The organism is Microbacterium sp. SCPM-O-B-15248 (M128), assembly GCF_058214835.1.
The window spans coordinates 134,587-152,349 of sequence record NZ_JBYQLI010000006.1 but is presented as its reverse complement, the minus strand read 5'-3'; the positions used below and the strand labels follow the sequence as shown (position 1 = coordinate 152,349).

At 69.8% G+C, this 17,763-nt stretch carries 20 protein-coding genes and 1 tRNA gene; 13 read left to right on the top strand and 8 right to left on the bottom strand.

What is annotated here, in order from left to right:
• Positions 1–7: 7 nt before the first annotated feature.
• From AC3E6M_RS11910 to nusG, 3 genes are all read left to right on the top strand, one after another.
• A tRNA-Trp gene (locus AC3E6M_RS11910) sits at positions 8–80 on the top strand.
• A 43-nt stretch (positions 81–123) separates the two neighbouring features.
• Positions 124–399: a preprotein translocase subunit SecE gene (secE, locus tag AC3E6M_RS11905; protein WP_138176283.1), complete on the top strand. Its 276-nt coding sequence runs from the start codon at positions 124–126 to the stop codon at positions 397–399.
• Between the two features lie 61 nt (positions 400–460).
• On the top strand, positions 461–1,588 hold the full coding sequence (gene nusG, locus AC3E6M_RS11900) for a transcription termination/antitermination protein NusG (RefSeq protein WP_490530019.1): 1,128 nt from the start codon (positions 461–463) through the stop codon (positions 1,586–1,588).
• A gap of 119 nt (positions 1,589–1,707) precedes the next feature.
• Here nusG and AC3E6M_RS11895 read toward each other — a convergent pair whose 3' ends face one another.
• Complete coding sequence (locus tag AC3E6M_RS11895) at positions 1,708–2,691, bottom strand: hypothetical protein (RefSeq protein ID WP_490530018.1); 984 nt, start codon at positions 2,689–2,691, stop codon at positions 1,708–1,710.
• 318 nt (positions 2,692–3,009) lie between these two features.
• On the opposite strand from AC3E6M_RS11895, the gene rplK reads away from it, so the two are divergent.
• The 6 genes from rplK (at position 3,010) to AC3E6M_RS11865 (ending at position 7,734) form a co-directional block, all read left to right on the top strand.
• A complete protein-coding gene (gene rplK / locus AC3E6M_RS11890) occupies positions 3,010–3,441 on the top strand; it encodes a 50S ribosomal protein L11 (protein ID WP_138177601.1) in 432 nt (143 codons plus the stop codon).
• A gap of 11 nt (positions 3,442–3,452) precedes the next feature.
• A complete protein-coding gene (gene rplA, locus AC3E6M_RS11885; RefSeq protein WP_138177599.1) occupies positions 3,453–4,145 on the top strand; it encodes a 50S ribosomal protein L1 in 693 nt (230 codons plus the stop codon).
• 185 nt (positions 4,146–4,330) lie between these two features.
• The gene (locus AC3E6M_RS11880; protein ID WP_490530017.1) at positions 4,331–5,134 is read left to right on the top strand and encodes an amino acid ABC transporter substrate-binding protein; all 804 of its coding nucleotides are present in this window, start codon (positions 4,331–4,333) and stop codon (positions 5,132–5,134) included.
• A gap of 119 nt (positions 5,135–5,253) precedes the next feature.
• On the top strand, positions 5,254–5,877 hold the full coding sequence (locus AC3E6M_RS11875; RefSeq protein ID WP_490530077.1) for an amino acid ABC transporter permease: 624 nt from the start codon (positions 5,254–5,256) through the stop codon (positions 5,875–5,877).
• Entirely contained in the window at positions 5,864–6,667 is an 804-nt protein-coding gene (locus AC3E6M_RS11870; RefSeq protein ID WP_490530016.1) for an amino acid ABC transporter ATP-binding protein, read from the top strand. The genes AC3E6M_RS11875 and AC3E6M_RS11870 overlap by 14 nt, the downstream gene beginning before the upstream one ends.
• Positions 6,667–7,734, top strand: a complete 1,068-nt coding sequence (locus tag AC3E6M_RS11865) for an NAD(P)H-dependent flavin oxidoreductase (RefSeq protein WP_138177602.1) — start codon at positions 6,667–6,669, stop codon at positions 7,732–7,734. The genes AC3E6M_RS11870 and AC3E6M_RS11865 overlap by 1 nt, the downstream gene beginning before the upstream one ends.
• Here the strand turns inward: AC3E6M_RS11865 and AC3E6M_RS11860 are convergent.
• Positions 7,731–8,009 (bottom strand): acylphosphatase, encoded by a 279-nt coding sequence (locus tag AC3E6M_RS11860; RefSeq protein WP_490530015.1) that lies wholly within the window; start codon positions 8,007–8,009, stop codon positions 7,731–7,733. The two genes, AC3E6M_RS11865 and AC3E6M_RS11860, sit on opposite strands and share 4 nt — an antisense overlap.
• A 15-nt stretch (positions 8,010–8,024) precedes the next feature.
• A complete protein-coding gene (locus AC3E6M_RS11855) occupies positions 8,025–8,717 on the bottom strand; it encodes a LysE/ArgO family amino acid transporter (protein ID WP_490530014.1) in 693 nt (230 codons plus the stop codon).
• Positions 8,718–8,759: 42 nt separating this feature from the next.
• Here AC3E6M_RS11855 and AC3E6M_RS11850 point away from each other — a divergent pair, with 42 nt between their 5' ends.
• Positions 8,760–9,644: a LysR family transcriptional regulator ArgP gene (locus AC3E6M_RS11850; RefSeq protein WP_490530013.1), complete on the top strand. Its 885-nt coding sequence runs from the start codon at positions 8,760–8,762 to the stop codon at positions 9,642–9,644.
• On the opposite strand, the gene AC3E6M_RS11845 is transcribed toward AC3E6M_RS11850, so the two are convergent.
• From AC3E6M_RS11845 to AC3E6M_RS11830, 4 genes are all read right to left on the bottom strand, one after another.
• Positions 9,645–10,667 carry an NADP-dependent oxidoreductase gene (locus AC3E6M_RS11845; protein ID WP_490530011.1) on the bottom strand — a complete coding sequence of 341 codons (1,023 nt, stop codon included), beginning with the start codon at positions 10,665–10,667 and terminating at the stop codon, positions 9,645–9,647.
• Between the two features lie 130 nt (positions 10,668–10,797).
• Entirely contained in the window at positions 10,798–11,262 is a 465-nt protein-coding gene (locus AC3E6M_RS11840; protein ID WP_394529679.1) for a MarR family winged helix-turn-helix transcriptional regulator, read from the bottom strand.
• A 1-nt stretch (position 11,263) separates the two neighbouring features.
• Positions 11,264–12,958: an MDR family MFS transporter gene (locus tag AC3E6M_RS11835; protein ID WP_138177582.1), complete on the bottom strand. Its 1,695-nt coding sequence runs from the start codon at positions 12,956–12,958 to the stop codon at positions 11,264–11,266.
• A gap of 96 nt (positions 12,959–13,054) precedes the next feature.
• A complete protein-coding gene (locus AC3E6M_RS11830; protein WP_490530010.1) occupies positions 13,055–13,729 on the bottom strand; it encodes a YqaJ viral recombinase family protein in 675 nt (224 codons plus the stop codon).
• A gap of 338 nt (positions 13,730–14,067) precedes the next feature.
• On the opposite strand from AC3E6M_RS11830, the gene AC3E6M_RS11825 reads away from it, so the two are divergent.
• From AC3E6M_RS11825 to rplL, 3 genes are all read left to right on the top strand, one after another.
• Entirely contained in the window at positions 14,068–14,970 is a 903-nt protein-coding gene (locus AC3E6M_RS11825) for a hypothetical protein (protein WP_490530009.1), read from the top strand.
• 384 nt (positions 14,971–15,354) lie between these two features.
• Positions 15,355–15,870 (top strand): 50S ribosomal protein L10, encoded by a 516-nt coding sequence (gene rplJ / locus AC3E6M_RS11820; RefSeq protein WP_138177968.1) that lies wholly within the window; start codon positions 15,355–15,357, stop codon positions 15,868–15,870.
• 38 nt (positions 15,871–15,908) lie between these two features.
• Positions 15,909–16,295 (top strand): 50S ribosomal protein L7/L12, encoded by a 387-nt coding sequence (gene rplL / locus AC3E6M_RS11815; RefSeq protein WP_490530008.1) that lies wholly within the window; start codon positions 15,909–15,911, stop codon positions 16,293–16,295.
• Positions 16,296–16,645: 350 nt separating this feature from the next.
• Here rplL and AC3E6M_RS11810 read toward each other — a convergent pair whose 3' ends face one another.
• A complete protein-coding gene (locus AC3E6M_RS11810) occupies positions 16,646–17,653 on the bottom strand; it encodes a LacI family DNA-binding transcriptional regulator (RefSeq protein WP_490530007.1) in 1,008 nt (335 codons plus the stop codon).
• Positions 17,654–17,763 lie beyond the last annotated feature (110 nt).

Here is a 17,763-nt window from a genome sequence, read left to right as displayed (position 1 = left end):
GGGTCTTAGGGCGGTAGCTCAATTGGCAGAGCAGCGGTCTCCAAAACCGCAGGTTGCAGGTTCGATTCCTGTCCGCCCTGCGCACAGCGCACGCTGGCAACAAGAAGCGACCTAGGTGGTTCGATGACGCAGGACGAGGCGAGAGGCGAGATCGTCGCAGACCGCGGCGCGCCCCGTGAGAAGAAGCTCAACTTCTTCGCGCGGATCGCTCTTTTCATCCGTCAGGTCATCGCGGAGTTGCGCAAGGTCGTGACGCCCACGCGGCAGGAACTCGTGAAGTTCACCGCCGTGGTGCTCGGGTTCGTCATCGTGATGATGGCGCTCGTGTACGGCCTCGACGTGCTGTTCGTGTGGCTGACAAGCGCCGTGTTCGGCGTCCCGGGTGCCGCTGGCGCCTGACCGGCGCTTCGGCGGACGCGCGGCCCCACGAGCGGCCGCCCCAGAACGGAAGAGATCACCAGTGTCTGAAAGATATGTCGACGACGCCGATTGGGCGACGGCTGCCGAGCAGTCGAGCGAGGACGACGAAGCCCAGGAGGGCAACGTGCTCGCCGCGCAGGAGCACGCGTCCGACGCCGCCGAGCACAACGCCGTCCACATCGTGGATGACGAGAACGACGATGTCGCCGACCTCGGCGACGTCGAGATCACCGACCCGGAGGCGGACGCGATCGTGAACGACGCTCTCGAGATCGACGAGACCAGCGAAGCCGAGGCTGCCGCCGAGGTCCTCAACGACTCCCTCGCCGAAGAGGCGGCCGAAGACGCCGCCGAGGCCGCGGACGAGGTCACCCCGTACGACGGCCCCGACATCAACGGCGAGCCCGACGAGCCCGTGCTCGACGAGGACTTCGTGGACGAGGTCGCCGGAGCGGCGAGCGTCGTCGACGAGGTCGAGGCTTCGGAGTCCCCCGCGGACGCCGCCGAGGCGCCGGTCGACGGGGACTCCGCCGACGACGAGGACCTCGATCCCTACGAGGCCTTCCGCGCCGAGCTGCGCTCGCTCCCCGGCAAGTGGTACGTCATCCACTCGTACGCCGGCTTCGAGCGCAAGGTGAAGGCCAACATCGAGCAGCGCAAGTCGACGCTCGAGGTCGAGGACGACATCTACCAGGTCGAGGTCCCGATGGAGGACGTCGTCGAGATCAAGAACGGCCAGCGCAAGATGGTCACGCGCGTGCGCATCCCGGGCTACGTGCTCGTGCGCATGGATCTCAACGAAGACACCTGGTCGGTCGTGCGTCATACCCCCGGTGTCACCGGCTTCGTGGGTAACGCTCACAACCCGACGCCGCTGCGCTTCGACGAGGCGTTCAACATGCTCAAGAGCCTCGTCGAGGTCAAGGAGTCCGCACCCGCGAAGGGCGGCGCCGCCAAGGGTGCCCCCACCGCGCAGCGCGTCATCCCCGCCGAGGTCGACTTCGAGACCGGCGAGACCATCACGATCAAGGAGGGCTCGTTCGCGGGTCTTCCCGGCACGATCAGCGAGATCAAGCCCGAGAGCGGCAAGCTCACGGTGCTCGTGTCGCTCTTCGAGCGCGAGACCCCTGTCGAGCTGTCGTTCGACCAGGTCACCAAGATGATCTGACGCCTTCGGCGTCTTTCGCGAACGCCCCGCCCGGCCTGTGCCGCGCGGGGCGTTCCGCGTGTCGGTCCCCCTCGGGATAAACGCTCCCCTGAGTGACACACAGCATCCGCCACCGTTTCTCACTCGCCGCCCCGTTTATCGATGGATCGAGGGTTTCGACGGAGCGTCGCCAGATGGGCGGAGTCCTGCGGGCGAATCCGCGGGAGACCGGCGGACTCCAGCGCCGTGCGCAGGCCGTCCACACGGAGTGCCCCGGCGTAGTCCCACCGAGCGACGCGCCATCCGGCTCTCCGAAGCGCGTCCTCGCGGAGTTTCTCGTCGCGAACGGCACCCGCGGCGTTCGCGCCGGCGCCGTACTTCGACCAGCCGTCGCATTCACCGATGACGCGGTGATCCGGCCAGCACAGGTCGGAGCGATATCGTCGGCCGCCCACGGGGTGCTCGGCTTGGAGAACAGGGGCGGGGAACCCGCACCACTCCGCCACCGCACGGCTGATCGACTCGGCAACCGACTCTGCCCGCGGGTCGAGCCGCTCCGTCGTCCACTCGAGGCGCCGGCGTCCTCGCACGTTGCGTTGTCTCGCGGCCTCGAGGCTGAGGGCTTCCGTCGTGACGGCGAAGCGGCGCGCCGCAGCGTCGGCGACCGCGAGTCCGAACGCCGGAGGCAGAGTCCGAGCAAGATCGATGACCGTGTCGACCGCGGTGGTGGTGCGCAGGGGGCCGTCCCAGAACGCGCGCGCGTCCGCGCTCGTGTGCACCGCGACGTCGCCGAACCGCAGCGATCGTGGACGGCGGGGGTCGAAGACGTGCACATCGCAGGGCTGACCGAACAGGGGGAGCCCCAGCAGCGCAGCTGCGGACTCGTGCGAGAAGATCGCCCGCGGACGGATCAGCGCGTAGGCGTGGACGCGAAGGAGATACCGGTCCCATTCGGGGAGCGCGTCCCACAGCGCACGCTCGGTGTACACGGCGGGACGGATGCGGATGAGCGCGCGATCGGCAGACGGGTAGGCGCCCGCGGCGGCGGCATCGTCGGCGCGGATGAGGGGCGCCGGGGGAGGGACGGGAGTCATGGTGCGCAAGCCCGGGGCGGAGAAGGTCATCGCCCGAGGCTCGCATTCCTCTCGTGGTGGCGTGGGCCGGTGGCATCCCGGTTGTGAATATCGCCGCGATAAACGCCCGCCCGAGTGGGACACGGCATGAGCCGGCGTTTCTCACTCGCCGGAGCGTTTATTGCTGGTCTGCGGACGCGCAGGGCGACCGGGGCACTCGCGGGGCGGGCGGGGGAGCGCGGATGCCGCGGCGTCGCGTATGATGGGGAGGTTGCTCGTGCATCGCGCGGGCGCGACCGCTGTCCGGAACGGCCGGACGTGCGGGAGAGAGGATGCCAGCAGGCATCCCCTCGAGGAGAGGAAGAGGATATGGCACCCAAGAAGAAGGTGACCGGCCTGATCAAGCTCCAGATCAACGCCGGCGCCGCCAACCCGGCGCCGCCGATCGGCCCCGCGCTCGGTCAGCACGGCGTCAACATCATGGAGTTCTGCAAGGCCTATAACGCCGCGACCGAGTCGCAGCGCGGCAACGTGATCCCCGTCGAGATCACGGTGTACGAGGACCGCAGCTTCACGTTCATCCTGAAGACGCCCCCGGCCGCCGAGCTCATCAAGAAGGCCGCCGGCCTGCAGAAGGGCTCCGCGACGCCCCACACGGTCAAGGTGGGCAAGCTCACCAAGGACCAGGTTCGCGAGATCGCCACCACGAAGCAGCCCGACCTGAACGCGAACGACATCGAGGCCGCGGCCAAGATCATCGCCGGCACCGCCCGTTCCATGGGCATCACGGTCGAGGACTGAGGGAGATAATCATGGCTACCAAGTCCAAGGCATACCGGGCCGCCGCCGAGAAGGTCGCGCCCGACACGTTCTACACCCCCACCGAGGCCGTCGCCCTGGCCAAGGAGACCGGCTCGAAGAAGTTCGACTCGACCGTCGAGGTCGCGCTGAAGCTCTCCGTCGACCCCCGCAAGGCCGACCAGATGGTCCGCGGCACGGTCATCCTGCCCCACGGCACGGGTAAGACCGCTCGCGTCATCGTCTTCGCCAACGGCCCCGCGGCCGAGGCGGCCCTCGCCGCCGGTGCCGACGAGGTCGGCGGCACCGAGCTCATCGAGAAGGTCGCCGCCGGCTACACGTCGTTCGACGCCGCCGTCGCCACGCCCGAGCTCATGGGCCAGGTCGGTCGACTGGGTAAGGTGCTGGGCCCCCGTGGCCTCATGCCCAACCCCAAGACCGGCACCGTGACCCCCAACCCGGCCAAGGCCGTCGAGGAGATCAAGGGCGGAAAGATCGAGTTCCGCGTCGACAAGCACGCCAACGTGCACTTCGTCGTCGGCAAGGCCTCGTTCTCGGCCGAGCAGCTCGACGAGAACCTGAAGGCCGCGCTCGAGGAGATCGTCCGCCTCAAGCCGTCCAGCTCGAAGGGCCGTTACATCCAGAAGGGCGCCGTCTCGACCACCTTCGGTCCCGGCATCCCGCTGGACGTCAACTCCATCGCCTGACGTTCGTCGCCGAAAGCCCCGTCGCGCCCCGTGCCGGCGGGGCTTTCGCGTGGGCGGCCGCGCCGCTGCACGAACGTGCAACACAGCGTCATCCGGGAAGGATGCCGCCGACGGCCGTGTTCAGCTGGAGGGCGCTCATCGCGCCCCCGCCCCGGAACCATCCGCATCACACGCAAGGAACAGCTATGCCCCGTCGTCGTCTTCCCGTCCTCGCCGCCGCCCTCGGCGCCCTCGCTCTCACGCTCACGGCGTGCAGCGGCGGCTCCACGTCCGGTTCGGCCGAGCAGGGCGACGAGTTCGGTCTCGTCTCGGGCGGCACGCTGACCGTGGCCACCGAGGGCACGTACCGTCCCTTCTCATTCCACGATGAGTCGGGTGCGCTCACCGGCTACGACGTCGAGATCGCCCAGGCCGTCGCCGACAAGCTGGGCCTGAAGGTCCGCTTCCAGGAGACGCAGTGGGATGCCATCTTCGCGGGCCTGGATGCCGGACGCTTCGACGTCATCGCGAACCAGGTGTCGATCAACCCCGAGCGCCAGGAGAAGTATCTCTTCAGCGCGCCGTACACCGTGTCGCGCGGTGTCGTGGTGACCACCGAGGGCGACTCCTCGATCTCGAGCTTCGCCGACCTGTCGGGTAAGACCACCGCGCAGTCGCTGACGAGCAACTGGTACGCGCTGGCGACGCAGAGCGGCGCCCAGGTCGAGGCCGTCGAGGGCTGGGCGCAGGCCGTCGCACTCCTCACGCAGGGTCGTGTGGATGCCACGATCAACGACCAGCTGACCTACCTCGACTACGAGAAGACGAACAGCCCGACGGGCCTGAAGATCGCGGCGGAGACCGACGAGACGTCCGACAGTGCGTTCGCGACCACGAAGGACAAGCAGGCCCTGACGGATGCCATCGACGGCGCGCTCGATGAGCTCCGCGCCGACGGCACTCTCGCCGAGATCAGCCAGAAGTACTTCGGCGCCGACGTCACGAAGTAAACCCCCGTCGCGCGCCCGCGCCTCCCGCCTAGCGTGGGAGGGCGGGCGTGCCGCGTTCGCGACAGGAAGGAGGCCGAGTGAACGACATCTGGACGCTGCTGCTCGATTCGTTCTGGCCCATGGTGCTGGCAGGGCTGCGAGGCACGATCCCGCTGTCGCTGGCGTCGTTCGCCATCGGGCTCGTCATCGCGCTCGGCATGGCGTTGCTGCGGCTCTCGCGCAACGTGGTGCTGCGCGGCGTCGCGCGGTTCTACATCTCGGTCATTCGCGGGACGCCGCTGCTGGTGCAGCTGTTCGTGATCTTCTACGGGTTGCCGGCTGTGGGGGTCGTCATCGACCCGTTCCCCGCCGCGGTCATCGCCTTCTCGCTGAACGTCGGTGGCTACGCCGCGGAGGTCATCCGGGCCGCGATCCTCTCCGTCCCCCGCGGGCAGTGGGAGGCGGCGCACGTCGTGGGTCTCTCGCCCCGCAAGACGCTGACGCGCATCATCCTCCCGCAGGCCGCCCGCGTCTCGGTCCCGCCGCTGTCGAACACGTTCATCTCGCTCGTGAAGGACAGCTCTCTGGCATCCCTCATCCTCGTCACCGAGCTGTTCCGACAGGCGCAGAACATCGCCGCGTTCTCGTACGAGTTCATGGCGATCTATCTCGAAGCGGCCCTGATCTACTGGTTGTTCTGCCTCGTCCTGTCGGCGGGGCAGGGTGTGCTCGAGAGGAGGCTCGATCGCCATGTCGCACACTGACGATCCCCTCACCCCGCCGCCGGGGTCGGTCTCGGCCCCCCTGCTGCGCGTGAGCGGGCTGCAGAAGAGCTTCGGCGCCAACCGGGTGCTGGACGGCGTCGACCTCGAGGTCGGCCGCGGCGAAGTGCTCGTCCTGATCGGTCCGTCGGGGTCGGGCAAGACGACGGTGCTGCGCTGCCTGAACGGCCTGGAGACCGCCGACGCGGGTCGCGTCGAGTTCGACGGCGGCCCGTCGATCGACCTCGCCGGGGGAGCGTCCAAGACCGAGCGGGCCGCGATGCGCGACTGGTCCGCGATGGTGTTCCAGCACCACAACCTCTTCCCGCATCTCACGGTGATCCAGAACGTGATCGAGGGACCGGTGCACGCGCACGGTGTCCCCAAGGCCGAGGCGATCGCCCGAGCCGAGGCGTTGCTGGAGCGCGTGGGGCTGGCTGAAAAGCGGGATGCCTATCCCTTCGAGCTCTCGGGCGGGCAGCAGCAGCGCGTGGGCATCGTGCGTGCCCTGGCCCTGCAGCCCGACCTGCTGCTCTTCGACGAGCCGACCAGCGCGCTGGATCCGGAGCTCGTGGGCGAGGTGCTCAAAGTGCTCCGCGGGCTCGCCGACGACGGGTGGACCATGGTCATCGTCACGCACGAACTGGCCTTCGCCCGCGAAGTCGCCGACGAGGTCCTGTTCTTCGACGAGGGTGTCATCGTCGAGCGCGGGGCGCCCGAGGCCCTGTTCACGAACCCCGAGAAGGAGCGCACACGGCGGTTCCTCGACCGTATCCTGCGGCCGCTGGACTGATCGTGGCGCGGCTCACCGACCTCCTGGGGATCGACGTTCCCCTCGTGCTCGGTCCCTTCGGCGGTCTGTCGTCCGTGGAACTGACCGCGGCGGTCAGCGCGGGCGGCGGACTCGGCTCGTTCGGCCTGTACGGCTACGCGCCGGACCGGATCGTCGAGACGATCGAGCGTCTGCGCGCCGCGACGGATCGCCCGGTGGCGGTGAACCTGTGGTGGCCGCGGGGCGATGAAGTGTCTCCGCCCGAGGTCGATCTCGCGCCGATCATGGATGCCATGGAGCCACTCTTCCGCGCGGCGGGGGCCCCGCGGCCCGACCCTCCCGCGGCGTTCCTGCCCCCGATCGCCGACCAGCTCGACGCGGTCTTCGCCGCGCGGCCGGACGCACTGAGCGTCGTCTACGGGATCCCGGATGCCGCGACCGTCGCGCGCGCGAGACGACACGGCATCCGTCTCATCGGCACCGCCACGTCGGTCGCCGAGGCCGTCGCGCTGGAGCAGGCCGGGGTGGATGCGGTGGTGGCGACCGGGATGGAGGCCGCCGGCCACCGCGTCTCCTTCCTGCGCGATGCCGCGGACTCGCTCGTGGGAACGTTCGCCCTCGTGCCGCAGGTCGCGGACGCCGTATCCGTGCCGGTGATCGCCGCGGGTGGCATCGCCGACCGGCGAGGCGTGGCCGCCGCTCTCGCGCTCGGCGCCGACGGCGTGCAGGTCGGTACCGCGTTCCTCCGCACGCGGCAGTCGGCCGCAACCGCGGCCCACCGAGCGGCACTGGCAGCGGCGGCGGACACCGACACCGTGCTGACGCGGGCCATGAGCGGACGGCTCGCGCGTGGCATCCCGAACCGTGCGGTGCGCGAGATCGAGGACGCCGACGCGATCGCGCCCTTCCCCGCGCAGAACTGGCTCACCGGGATCTTCCGGGCTGCGGCCGCCGCGGCCGGCGACGGGGAGCTGCTGTCGCTATGGGCCGGGCAGGCGTCGGGCCTCGCCCGTCTCGACGACGCGACCGAGGTGCTCGCCGAGCTGCGGGCGGGGCTCCCGTCGCCTTCGGCCGGCGTATCGGCCTAGACCGTCTCGCGGATCTCGAAACCGGTGGCCGCCTCCGCGCCGTCGACGTCGACCGTCTCGACGCGCTCGACACGCGCGAGCGGCGGACCGTGCTGCGCCCACGCGAGCATCTCGTCGATGCTCTCCGGCGTTCCGCTCACGCGGGCCTGGACGCCGCCATCGCGTCTGTTGCGGACCCAGCCGGCGACACCGCGCTGCGTGGCCTCGGCGCGCATCGCCCAGCGGAACCCGACACCCTGCACGTGCCCGTGGACGGTGATCTCGACGGTTCGCATGACCCCATTGTGCCCTCAGCCGGTGAACACGGGGAGGACGAGCGAGAAGGCCAGCGCCCACATCACCAAGGCGATCGCCGCGTCCAGCACGCGCCAGGCGCGGGGAGAGTCCAGCCACTGGCCCAGGTATCTCGAGCCGAAGCCGAGCGCGGCGAACCACACCACGCTCGCGGCGGCCGCGCCCACCCCGAACACGCCGCGCGCGTCGCCGTGCGTGGCGGCGACGGAGCCGAGCAGGAACACCGTGTCGAGGTAGACGTGCGGGTTGAGCCACGTCAGGGCGAGGCACGTGAGCACCGCCGCGGCCCGGGTCGTCGTCGCCGAGTGCGTCCGCACGGTCGTGCACACCGCGCCCGCCGCCGCCGGACCGGCCGTCTCCACCCGCAGCACCTCGCCCGACGGGCGCAGGGCGCGCCGCGCGGCGAGGATGCCGTACCCGACGAGGAACGCCGCTCCCGCCCAGCGCACGACGTCCAGAAGCCACGGCACCGCGGTCACGATCGCGCCGATACCCGAGACGCCGAGGGCGATGAGCACCGCGTCGGATACCGCGCAGACCGCGACCACCGCGAGCACGTGCTCGCGTCGCACCCCCTGGCGCAGGACGAAGAGGTTCTGGGCACCGATGGCGACGATGAGCGACAGGCCCAGCCCGAAGCCGGCGGCGAGGGAGGAGAGCACGGTCCGACGGTAGGCCCCGACTGACATCACGTACAGTTCAGAATTCTGCCCGAGCATTAGCATCGCTTCATGTCGATCCCGCTGGACCTCGCCCGGACCCTCGCGACGGTCGTCGACGAAGGCACTCTGGATGCCGCGGCCCGGCGCCTCCACATCACTCCGTCGGCCGTCAGCCAGCGGCTGCGTGCCCTCGAGGACCAGCTCGGTCGCGTCGTGCTCATCCGGTCCAAGCCCGTTCGCACCACTCCGGCAGGGGATGCCGTCGTGCGGCTGGCCCGTCAACTCGCCCTGCTCGAGCACGACGCCCTGACCGCGATCGGCGCGGAGGGCGGAGCTGTGGCATCCGTCCCGCTCGCCGTCAACGCCGATTCGCTCGCAACCTGGTTCCTGCCGCCGCTGGCCCGCGTGGCGGCTCGACGCCCCGTGGTGTTCGACCTGCACCGCGACGATCAGGACTTCACGGCGGGCCTTCTGGAGACCGGCGCGGTGATGGCCGCCGTCACGTCGCGCGACGTGCCCGTGGCGGGATGCCGTGTGCGAGGGCTCGGCATCCTGCGGTACGAGGCGGTGGCCGCGGCCGGTTTCGCCGAGCGCTGGTTCGCCGACGGAGTGGACGCCGCGGCGCTGTCGGCGGCGCCGGTCGTGGACTTCGACCACCGCGACGATCTGCAGAGCCGCTGGCTCAGCGGGCGGGGCGTTCCCGCGGGCGAGCCGCCGCGGCACCGGGTCCCCGCGTCACAGGACTTCGCCACGGCGATCGAGCTGGGGCTCGGGTGGGGGCTGCTGCCCGGCTTCCCATCCACGGAGGGGGCGCGGACGGGCGCGCTCGTCCGGCTCGGCGGCGACCCCGTGGACGTGCCGCTGTTCTGGCAGCAGTGGAATCTGACCTCGCCACTGCTGGACGAGGTCGCCGAGGAGGTCGTGGCCGAGGGGCGTCGGGTCCTCCGGGTGTGATCAGTCGTCACTGACGCGCAGGACGATCTTGCCGCGCGTGTGGCCCTTCTCCAGCTCGCGGTGGGCGGAAGCGGCCTCGTCGAGGTCGAAGACGCGGTCGACGAACACCCGCACGGCACCCGAGTCGAGCAGACGTCCGACCGTGGCCAGGGCGCCCCCGTCGGGGACGACCTTGTACGCGGTCGAGCGGATGCCGCGCGCTGACGCGGCCTCGCGGAACTCGGGCCACGCGCCGGTGGGCACTTCGATGAGCAGCCCGCCCGGGCGGAGGACGTCGAGCGAGCGCGTTCCGGTGTCGTCCGCGACGTTCCCGACGAGGTCGACGACCACGTCGACGGGCGCGACGACCTCCTCGAACCGCTCCGTCGTGTGGTCGACGACTTCGGCCGCGCCGAGTTCGCGCAGCCAGTCGAGGTTGCGCGGCGACCCCGTCGCGATGACGTGCGCGCCGAAGTAGGCGGCGAACTGCACGGCGAAGTGCCCCACGCCGCCGCTTCCGGCGTGGATGAGGATCCGCTGGCCCTCGTGGGCGAGCGCGGTCTCGACGACGACACCCCACGCGGTCAGCGCGGCCAAAGGCACGCCCGCGGCTTCGACGTGCGACAGCGACGTGGGCTTGCGCGCGATCGAGAGCGAGGGAACGACCGTGTACTCGGCGTACGTGCCCGGAGTGCGCGGGGTCGGCGTCATCCCGAACACCTCGGTGCCGGGAGGGAACGGGTGCGATCCGTAGGGGGCGGCGACGACGATGCCGCTGAAGTCGTAGCCGAGGGTCGCGGGCCACGCGGTGATCGCCCCGGCAACCCCGCGGCCGGCGCGGGTCTTGGCGTCGATCGGGTTGATGCCGGCGGCGACGATGCGCACGAGCACCTCGCTCATGATCGGAGTCGGGACCGGGACGATGGCGCCGTGGAGGGCATCGGCGTCGCCGGGGGCATCGAGGACCACGGCGCGCATGGTCTCGGGAAGGGGTGGGGGCGGTGTGTGGACGGCCGCCTCGGGACGCGTCGATCGGAATCTCATCGGGCGTTCCTCCTCGGGGGTGACGTCGACGGCGGCTCCGCCTCGACCCCCTCAGTCAACAGCGCCATTGTCTCGACGGTGTTACACCTCGGTCACCGTGTCGCGTCACGGCGAACGAGGGCCGACGCGCTCAGCGGCGGCCGGGGATCTCGCCGACGGCGAGGGCGTGCAGCATCGTCGACAGGTGACCGATCTCGTCGACCGACCAGTCCGCGAGCGCCTCGTAGAGGCGGCCCTGGTGCGGTGCCCGCGCTTCGCTCAACCGCTCGTGCCCGAGATCGGTGACGGTGATGAGGCGGGAGCGTCGGTCGTTCGGGTCGGGGGTGCGGGCGACTAGCCCCATCTCCTCGAGTTCGCTGATGGCTCGGCTGAGGAATCCCTTGTCGGCGGCGAGCCGCTCGGCCAGGGCGGACAGCGTCATCGGGCCGAACCGGCTCACCACCGACAGGGCCTTGAACGTCGCGGGGAGCATCCCCGGGCTGACCCGTTCCGCCGCGTCGGCGACGAAGCGGCGGAACACGGTCATCAGCTCCGAGAACGACGATTCGAGGGCTTGCACGGCGGCCTGCCGCTCGGCGTCGTTTGCGGGAGTCACGTCACCCATCCTCTCCCATCGGGGCATCCGAACGCGCACGGCGGCGGGACGTGGCATCCACGGTCGTCACGGTTCCGGTGGTGGACAGGGTCGCCATGCCGGCCGGGACCGACACAGTGGCCAGGTCGGCTTCGCTCGCGGCGACGCGCTCGGCGGTCGTCATGCGGTTCAGCGGACGGTTGGGGAGGAACAGGATCGCGATGAGGCTCACGACCGCGACCGGGACCGCGATGAGGAACGCGTGGGCGATGGACTGCGCGTAGACGTCCTCGACGATCACCCGGACGGTGTCGGGCAGGCTCGACACCTGCGGGATCGTGCCCGACTGCAGGGCCTGGGCCACCGGGGCTCCGGCCGCGCCGAGACCGGCGAGGGCGGACTGCAGGTCGGCCGCGCGGTCGGTGAACAGGCCGGTGGCGGTGCTGGCGAGCACGGCGCCCATCACCGAGACGCCGATGGTGCCGCCGAGGCTCCGGAAGAACGTCACGCCGGAGCTGGCCGCACCCATCCGGGTCGGATCCGCCGTGTTCTGCACGATCAGCACGAGGTTCTGCATCGTCATGCCGACGCCGGCGCCGAGCAGGAACATGTAGAGCGAGACGAGGGCGAAGTTGGTGTCGTAGTGGATCGTCGACAGCAGGAACGTCCCCGCGATCAGCAGAACCCCGCCGGCGATGAGGAACGGCTTCCAGTGTCCGAAGCGCGTGATGAGCGCACCGACGATGACGGATGCCAGGAGGAGCCCCGCGATCATCGGGATCGTCATGACGCCCGCCTGGGTGGGCGTCGCACCGCGCGCCATCTGCATGTACTGGCTGAGGAACACCGACGTGCCGAACATGGCCAGTCCGGTGGCGATCGAGGCGATCGTGGCGAGGGTGAAGGTGGCATCCCGGAAAAGGGTGAGCGGGACGAGCGGCTCGGCGGAGCGCAACTCGACCACGATGAACAGAATCGTGGCGAGGACCGCGCCCCCGACCATCAGGAGGGTCTCGGTGCTGGCCCAGTCGAACGAGCGCCCGGCGTTGGTGACCCAGATCAGCAGCAGCGACACGGCGGTCGAGAGCAGGACGATGCCGAGGTAGTCGATCTTCACGGTGCGCTTGGCGCGCGGGGGCAGGTGCAGGGTGCGCTGCTGGATGAACAGGGCGGCGACCGCGAAGGGGAGAGCGACGAAGAAGTTGAAGCGCCAGCCGAAGGCATCGGTGATGACGCCGCCGAGCAGCGGGCCGCCCACGGTGGCGACGGCCATGACGGCACCGAACAGACCCATGTACCGGCCGCGTTCGCGCGGGCTGATGATGTCGGCCATGATCACCTGGCTGAGCGCGGCGAGGCCACCGGCGCCCAGGCCCTGCACGGCGCGGAAGGCGATGAGCGTGTCGGTGTTCTGCGAGAAGCCGGCGGCGGCCGTCGCGAGCACGAACAGGACGATCGCGATCTGGATCAGCAGTTTGCGGTTGAACAGGTCCGCGAGCTTGCCCCAGATGGGGGTGGAGATCGCGGTGGTCAGCAGGGTCGCGGTGATGACCCAGGTGTAGGCGTTCTGATCGCCGGACAGATCGTGGACGATGACGGGCAGCGACGTCGAGACGACGGTCGAGGCCAGCATCGACACGAACATGCCGAGCAGCAGCCCGATGAGGGCCGGGAGGACGCGCCGCGGTGCGGCGGTCTCGGGGAGGGAAGCGGTCATGCGGAGCTCTCCAGGGGAGGAAGAAGGATGCCGCGACGACATCGGCGCGTTAGTTGACGAAGATCAACTATACGCCGAATGTTTGATTTTGGTCAACTATCCCTCGAGGAGCGCCAGAGCCCTATACCTCTCCGTCGGCTCAGGGCGCGGAGCCGGTGCGCGTCCCGCGGTGGTGCGTCGATACAGCTCGTCGATGAGCGAGGTGGCCAGGCGCACGAGCGTCGCGATCTCTTTCTCGTCGCGGTCCACCCACTGGCACCGGGGCTCGTCGCCGACGGGGATGAAACCGTCGTGCTGCTCCCACGTCACGAGCGTCCGCTCGGCGCCGAGGACGTGCTGCTGCCACCACACCTGCCGCAAGTAGGTGCGGGGAATGGACCGCCACGCCTTGTTCGTCGTCTTGATCTCGGCCAGGACGATGCGCCCCTCCGCGTCGACCACGACGCCGTCGGGGGTGGCGAGGTGCCGCTTCTCGACGACCGCGTGATACAGCGCCGACGAGGGCTGGATGCCGTGCGTCGCGGCGACCCACGCGGCGATCTCGGGCTCGCGCCGACGGCCGTGGGCCGTGTAGGCGTTGCCCGAGAAGTTCGAGCCGAGGAGCTTGGCATCCGCTGCCCGGGGGATCGCGTTCGCGCTGGTGAGCGTCGCGACGTCCGTCGCCGTGATTCCCCGCGAGCGCGCGCGGATCCACGCGACCCGGTCGCGGGAATCGGCGACGATCCGCGCCTCGAGGTCGGCGCTGCGCGACGCGACGAGCTCGGGGGACATGCGTTCGACCCTAACCCCGTCGCGCGGGGGTCCCGGTCGGGCCTCCCGGCGCGTCGGCATCCCGTCGCCGGGGTGGACGCGCGGGGGCCGCCAGATCACGTGATCTGGTCGAGGTTGCCCGTTATGGGCGGTCATTGCGGGTACGTTCCGCCAGATCACGTGATCTGGTCGAACAGGGACGGCTCCTCCACAGCGGGCGTCATCCACAGAAGCGGTCGCGGCGGGAGACGCGGGTGGGGTGCGGTGGGAAACCTGGGGGGATGCCACGTCATATCGGGATAGAAAATGCTCGGGCCCTCGTCCGCTCACGGGAACAGCTGCTGGATCTCGACGGGTCGGTGGCAGCCCTGCGTGCAGCCGTTCGTGACGGCTCCCTCGTCCGGCTGCACCGTGACGCGTACGTATATGCGGACGCGCTCGACGATCTGTGGCCCGATGGCCGGCACTTGGTCCGGGTTGTCGCAGCTCATCTCGGCATGACAGGTGGGGCGGCGGTGATGTCCCATCGCTCAGCGGCCGTCCTGCATGGACTGGCGCAGCCGTATCTGGCGGACGCCCCCGTCGAGACGACCACGATCGGAGACGTGCGGATGTCCGGCCGAGCAGGCCTCCGCCGTCACTCGGACCGGTTGCCGGATGACGACGTGGTCGAGGTCAGCGGTATCCGCTGCACTTCTGCGGACCGTACCGTCTTCGATGTCGCCCGCACATGTTCGGTCGACGTGGGGGTGAGCTGTGCCGATGCTGCAGCCCGCAGAGAGGCGCTCTGCGGTCGGGATTTCGACTCCGATGCCCAAGATCGATGGCGTGAGCGTCTGCTCGGGCGTGCGGTGGCGTCACCCGGGCGGCGAGGCGTCGTGCGTGCCCGACGGGTGCTGCGATTCGCCGATGGGCGCGCGCAACTTCCCGGCGAGAGTGTCAGTCGTGTCCAGCTCGCGCGCCTTGGATTTCGCGACTTCGAGCTTCAGGTTCGCGTCGACGGACCGGGCCGCCGCGAGTACTTCGTCGACATCGGCCTCCCCGAGAGTCGCACCTTCTGGGAGTTCGACGGCGAAGGGAAGTACGCCGCGTCGACGGACGGGCGGACGCTCGAGGACGTTCTGCTCGATGAGAAGCGGCGGGAGGACTGGATCCGGGGGGTCACGCAGTGGCGTTTCACCCGTGGCGGCTGGCGCGATATCGCCACCCCCGTCGCACTTCGGGCGCGCCTCGAGGCCTTCGGTGTTCCGCTTCCGCGGTGACGAGGCTGCCGGAGGACGTCCAGATCACGTGATCTTGTCGACTGCACGCGGGGTGGTGCGCAATTTCGGGTGCGTTCCGCCACATCACGTGATCTGGGCGCCGCCGGGACGGGGCGGGCGGGGTGGGGCGGGGCGGATTTGGCGAGGAGAGTGGTGGGTTGGTAGAGTGAGGGCAAGCCAAAGACCGCCGGTCATCGGAGTGCTCGCACCCGATCGAAGCGTCTGCCGAAAGGCAGAGGACCTGCGCAGGTGACATGAAACTCCTCCCAATCGGGAATCCGAGCTCCGTGCGCCTGCGCCGGAGCTCTTCTTTTTTGCCGCCGCGCGGTGTCTTCGGCTGGCGCCCCGCTTCCGCGGAGCGCCTCGTACACACAAGGAGTGGCCATGGCGCAGAAGGATGCATCGGTCGCCGAGCTCACGAAGCACTTCGAGAACTCGACCGCCGTTCTGCTGACCGAGTACCGCGGTCTGACGGTTGCCCAGCTCAAGCAGCTGCGCAACGACATCCGTCAGGACGCGGAGTACGCCGTGGTGAAGAACACGCTGACCAAGATCGCCGCGGCAAACGCGGGGGTCACGGGACTGGACGACGAGCTCAAGGGCCCGTCTGCCATCGCGTTCGTGCACGGCGACCCCGTCGCCGTCGCGAAGGGCCTGCGTGCCTTCGCCAAGGCTAACCCTCAGCTCGTGGTGAAGGGCGGCTACTTCGATGGCGCTGCACTGACCGCGGATGAGGTCAACAAGCTCGCCGATCTCGAGAGCCGTGAAGTCCTGCTGGCGAAGCTCGCCGGTGCGATGAAGGCGACGATGACCAAGGCGGCATACGTCTTCCAGGCGCTTCCGTCGAAGGCCGTTCGCACGGTCGACGCGCTGCGCGAGAAGCAGGACACCGCGGCCTGACCCGGCCCGGCTGACAATCCCGATCAAGGAGAAACACAATGGCTAAGCTCAGCACCGAAGAGCTGCTCGACGCGTTCAAGGAGCTCACCCTCATCGAGCTCTCCGAGTTCGTGAAGGCGTTCGAGGAGACGTTCGACGTCACCGCCGCCGCCCCCGTGGCCGTGGCCGCAGGCGGCCCCGCCGGTGGCGCCCCCGCCGAAGAGGTCGAGGAGAAGGACTCGTTCGACGTCGTCCTCGAGGCCGCCGGCGACAAGAAGATCCAGGTCATCAAGGTCGTCCGCGAGCTCACCTCGCTCGGCCTCGGCGAGGCCAAGGCCGTCGTCGACGGTGCCCCCAAGGCCGTGCTCGAGGGCGCGAACAAGGAGACCGCCGAGAAGGCGAAGGCTGCCCTCGAGGAGGCCGGCGCTTCGGTGACCCTGAAGTAATTCAGTTCACCTTCGCGGTACACGAAGGCCCGGATGCCACGGCATCCGGGCCTTCGTCGTCTCCGGGGGATGGCGCCCGGTTCGGCGCGGGTGAGACAGGGACAGGCGCTCCGCGGGGCCGACTCGCGCCGCACGCGTCTTCGCGGTCGACGACCCCCAGGCGGTGATCGCCGAGACGCAGGTCAGGGGCGGTAGCGCCGAGCCCACCTGCAACCGGACCTTCGTCCAGCCCTACAACACGGGAGACGCCCCTCAGGACCTCGGCGGCTGGTCGCTGCGGGACCGCTCCTGCCACCAGCGTTGCTGCTGAGAGGGGAGCGAGCGCGCGGCAACGCAGCCTGCCCGTCGTCTCACATCGCGCGCGGGGGAGCGGTCGAGGCCCGCACGACCAAGCGGGTGGCCGCGAGCGACCGCTGCGGGGGCTGCGCTCCCTCGAGCATCGACAACAGCAGGCGGGTGGCCTCGACCCCCTGGGCCTCCGGGTACTGCTCGACGGTCGTCAGGGCGAACATCTCGGCGTAGTCGTGGCCGTCGATGCCCACGACGCTCAGCTCGGTGGGCACCGAGATGCCCATCCGGCGGGCCGCGATGATCACCCCGACCGCCACCTCGTCGCACGCCGCGACCACGCCGGTGGGGCGCGAGGCGGCGTCGGCGAGGAAGGATGCCGCTGCGGCGTAGGCGTCGGTGATCGTCAGCGTCGAGGGGACGTTGCGGATGCGCACCGCGAGCCCACTGTCGTTCATCGCGTTGCGGTACCCGATCGAGCGCTCGTCGACGTCGCGCGCCGGTGCATCGGTCGGGGGCGTGCTGCCGACGAACGCGATATCGGTGTGGCCCAACGCGATGAGATGCTGCGTCGTGATGCGCGTGATCCCGATGTTGTCCAGGCCCAGGGTCGGGATGCCCTGCAGGGGATTGCCGATGCACACGGTCGGCTTGTCGATCGCGAGGAGGCGTTCCAGATCGGTGTCGCCGGGCTCGAGGGCGACGGCGATGATCCCGTCGAACCTCTTGCGGGCGAGGTAGGTCGCGTACAGGCTCTCGCGATCTCGCGACCCGGGCTCGGCGACGTACAGGGTGACGTCGTAGCCCTGCGAGATGAGCGAGCGCTCGACGCCCTCGATGATCGCCCCGAAGTACCACCGGTTGACCTTGGGCACGATCAGCGCGACCGTGCGCGTGCGTCCCGTCGCCAGGCTCACGGCACTCGTGGACGGGACGTAGCCCAGGGATGCCGCGGCGTCCGTGACGCGTCGACGGGTGTCGTCGGAGACGTATCCGCCGCCGGTCAGCGCCCTGCTCGCCGTCGACTTCGACACGCCTGCCAGGCGTGCCACATCGGCGATTCCGCTCATGAGCCGTCTTCCTCGAAGGGTCTTTCGACGTCGGTGTCGACGTCATGAAGAGTATCCGACAATCTCAGAATCTGGAACCGGTTCCTTCACGTCTCCGCGCGGAATTCGCC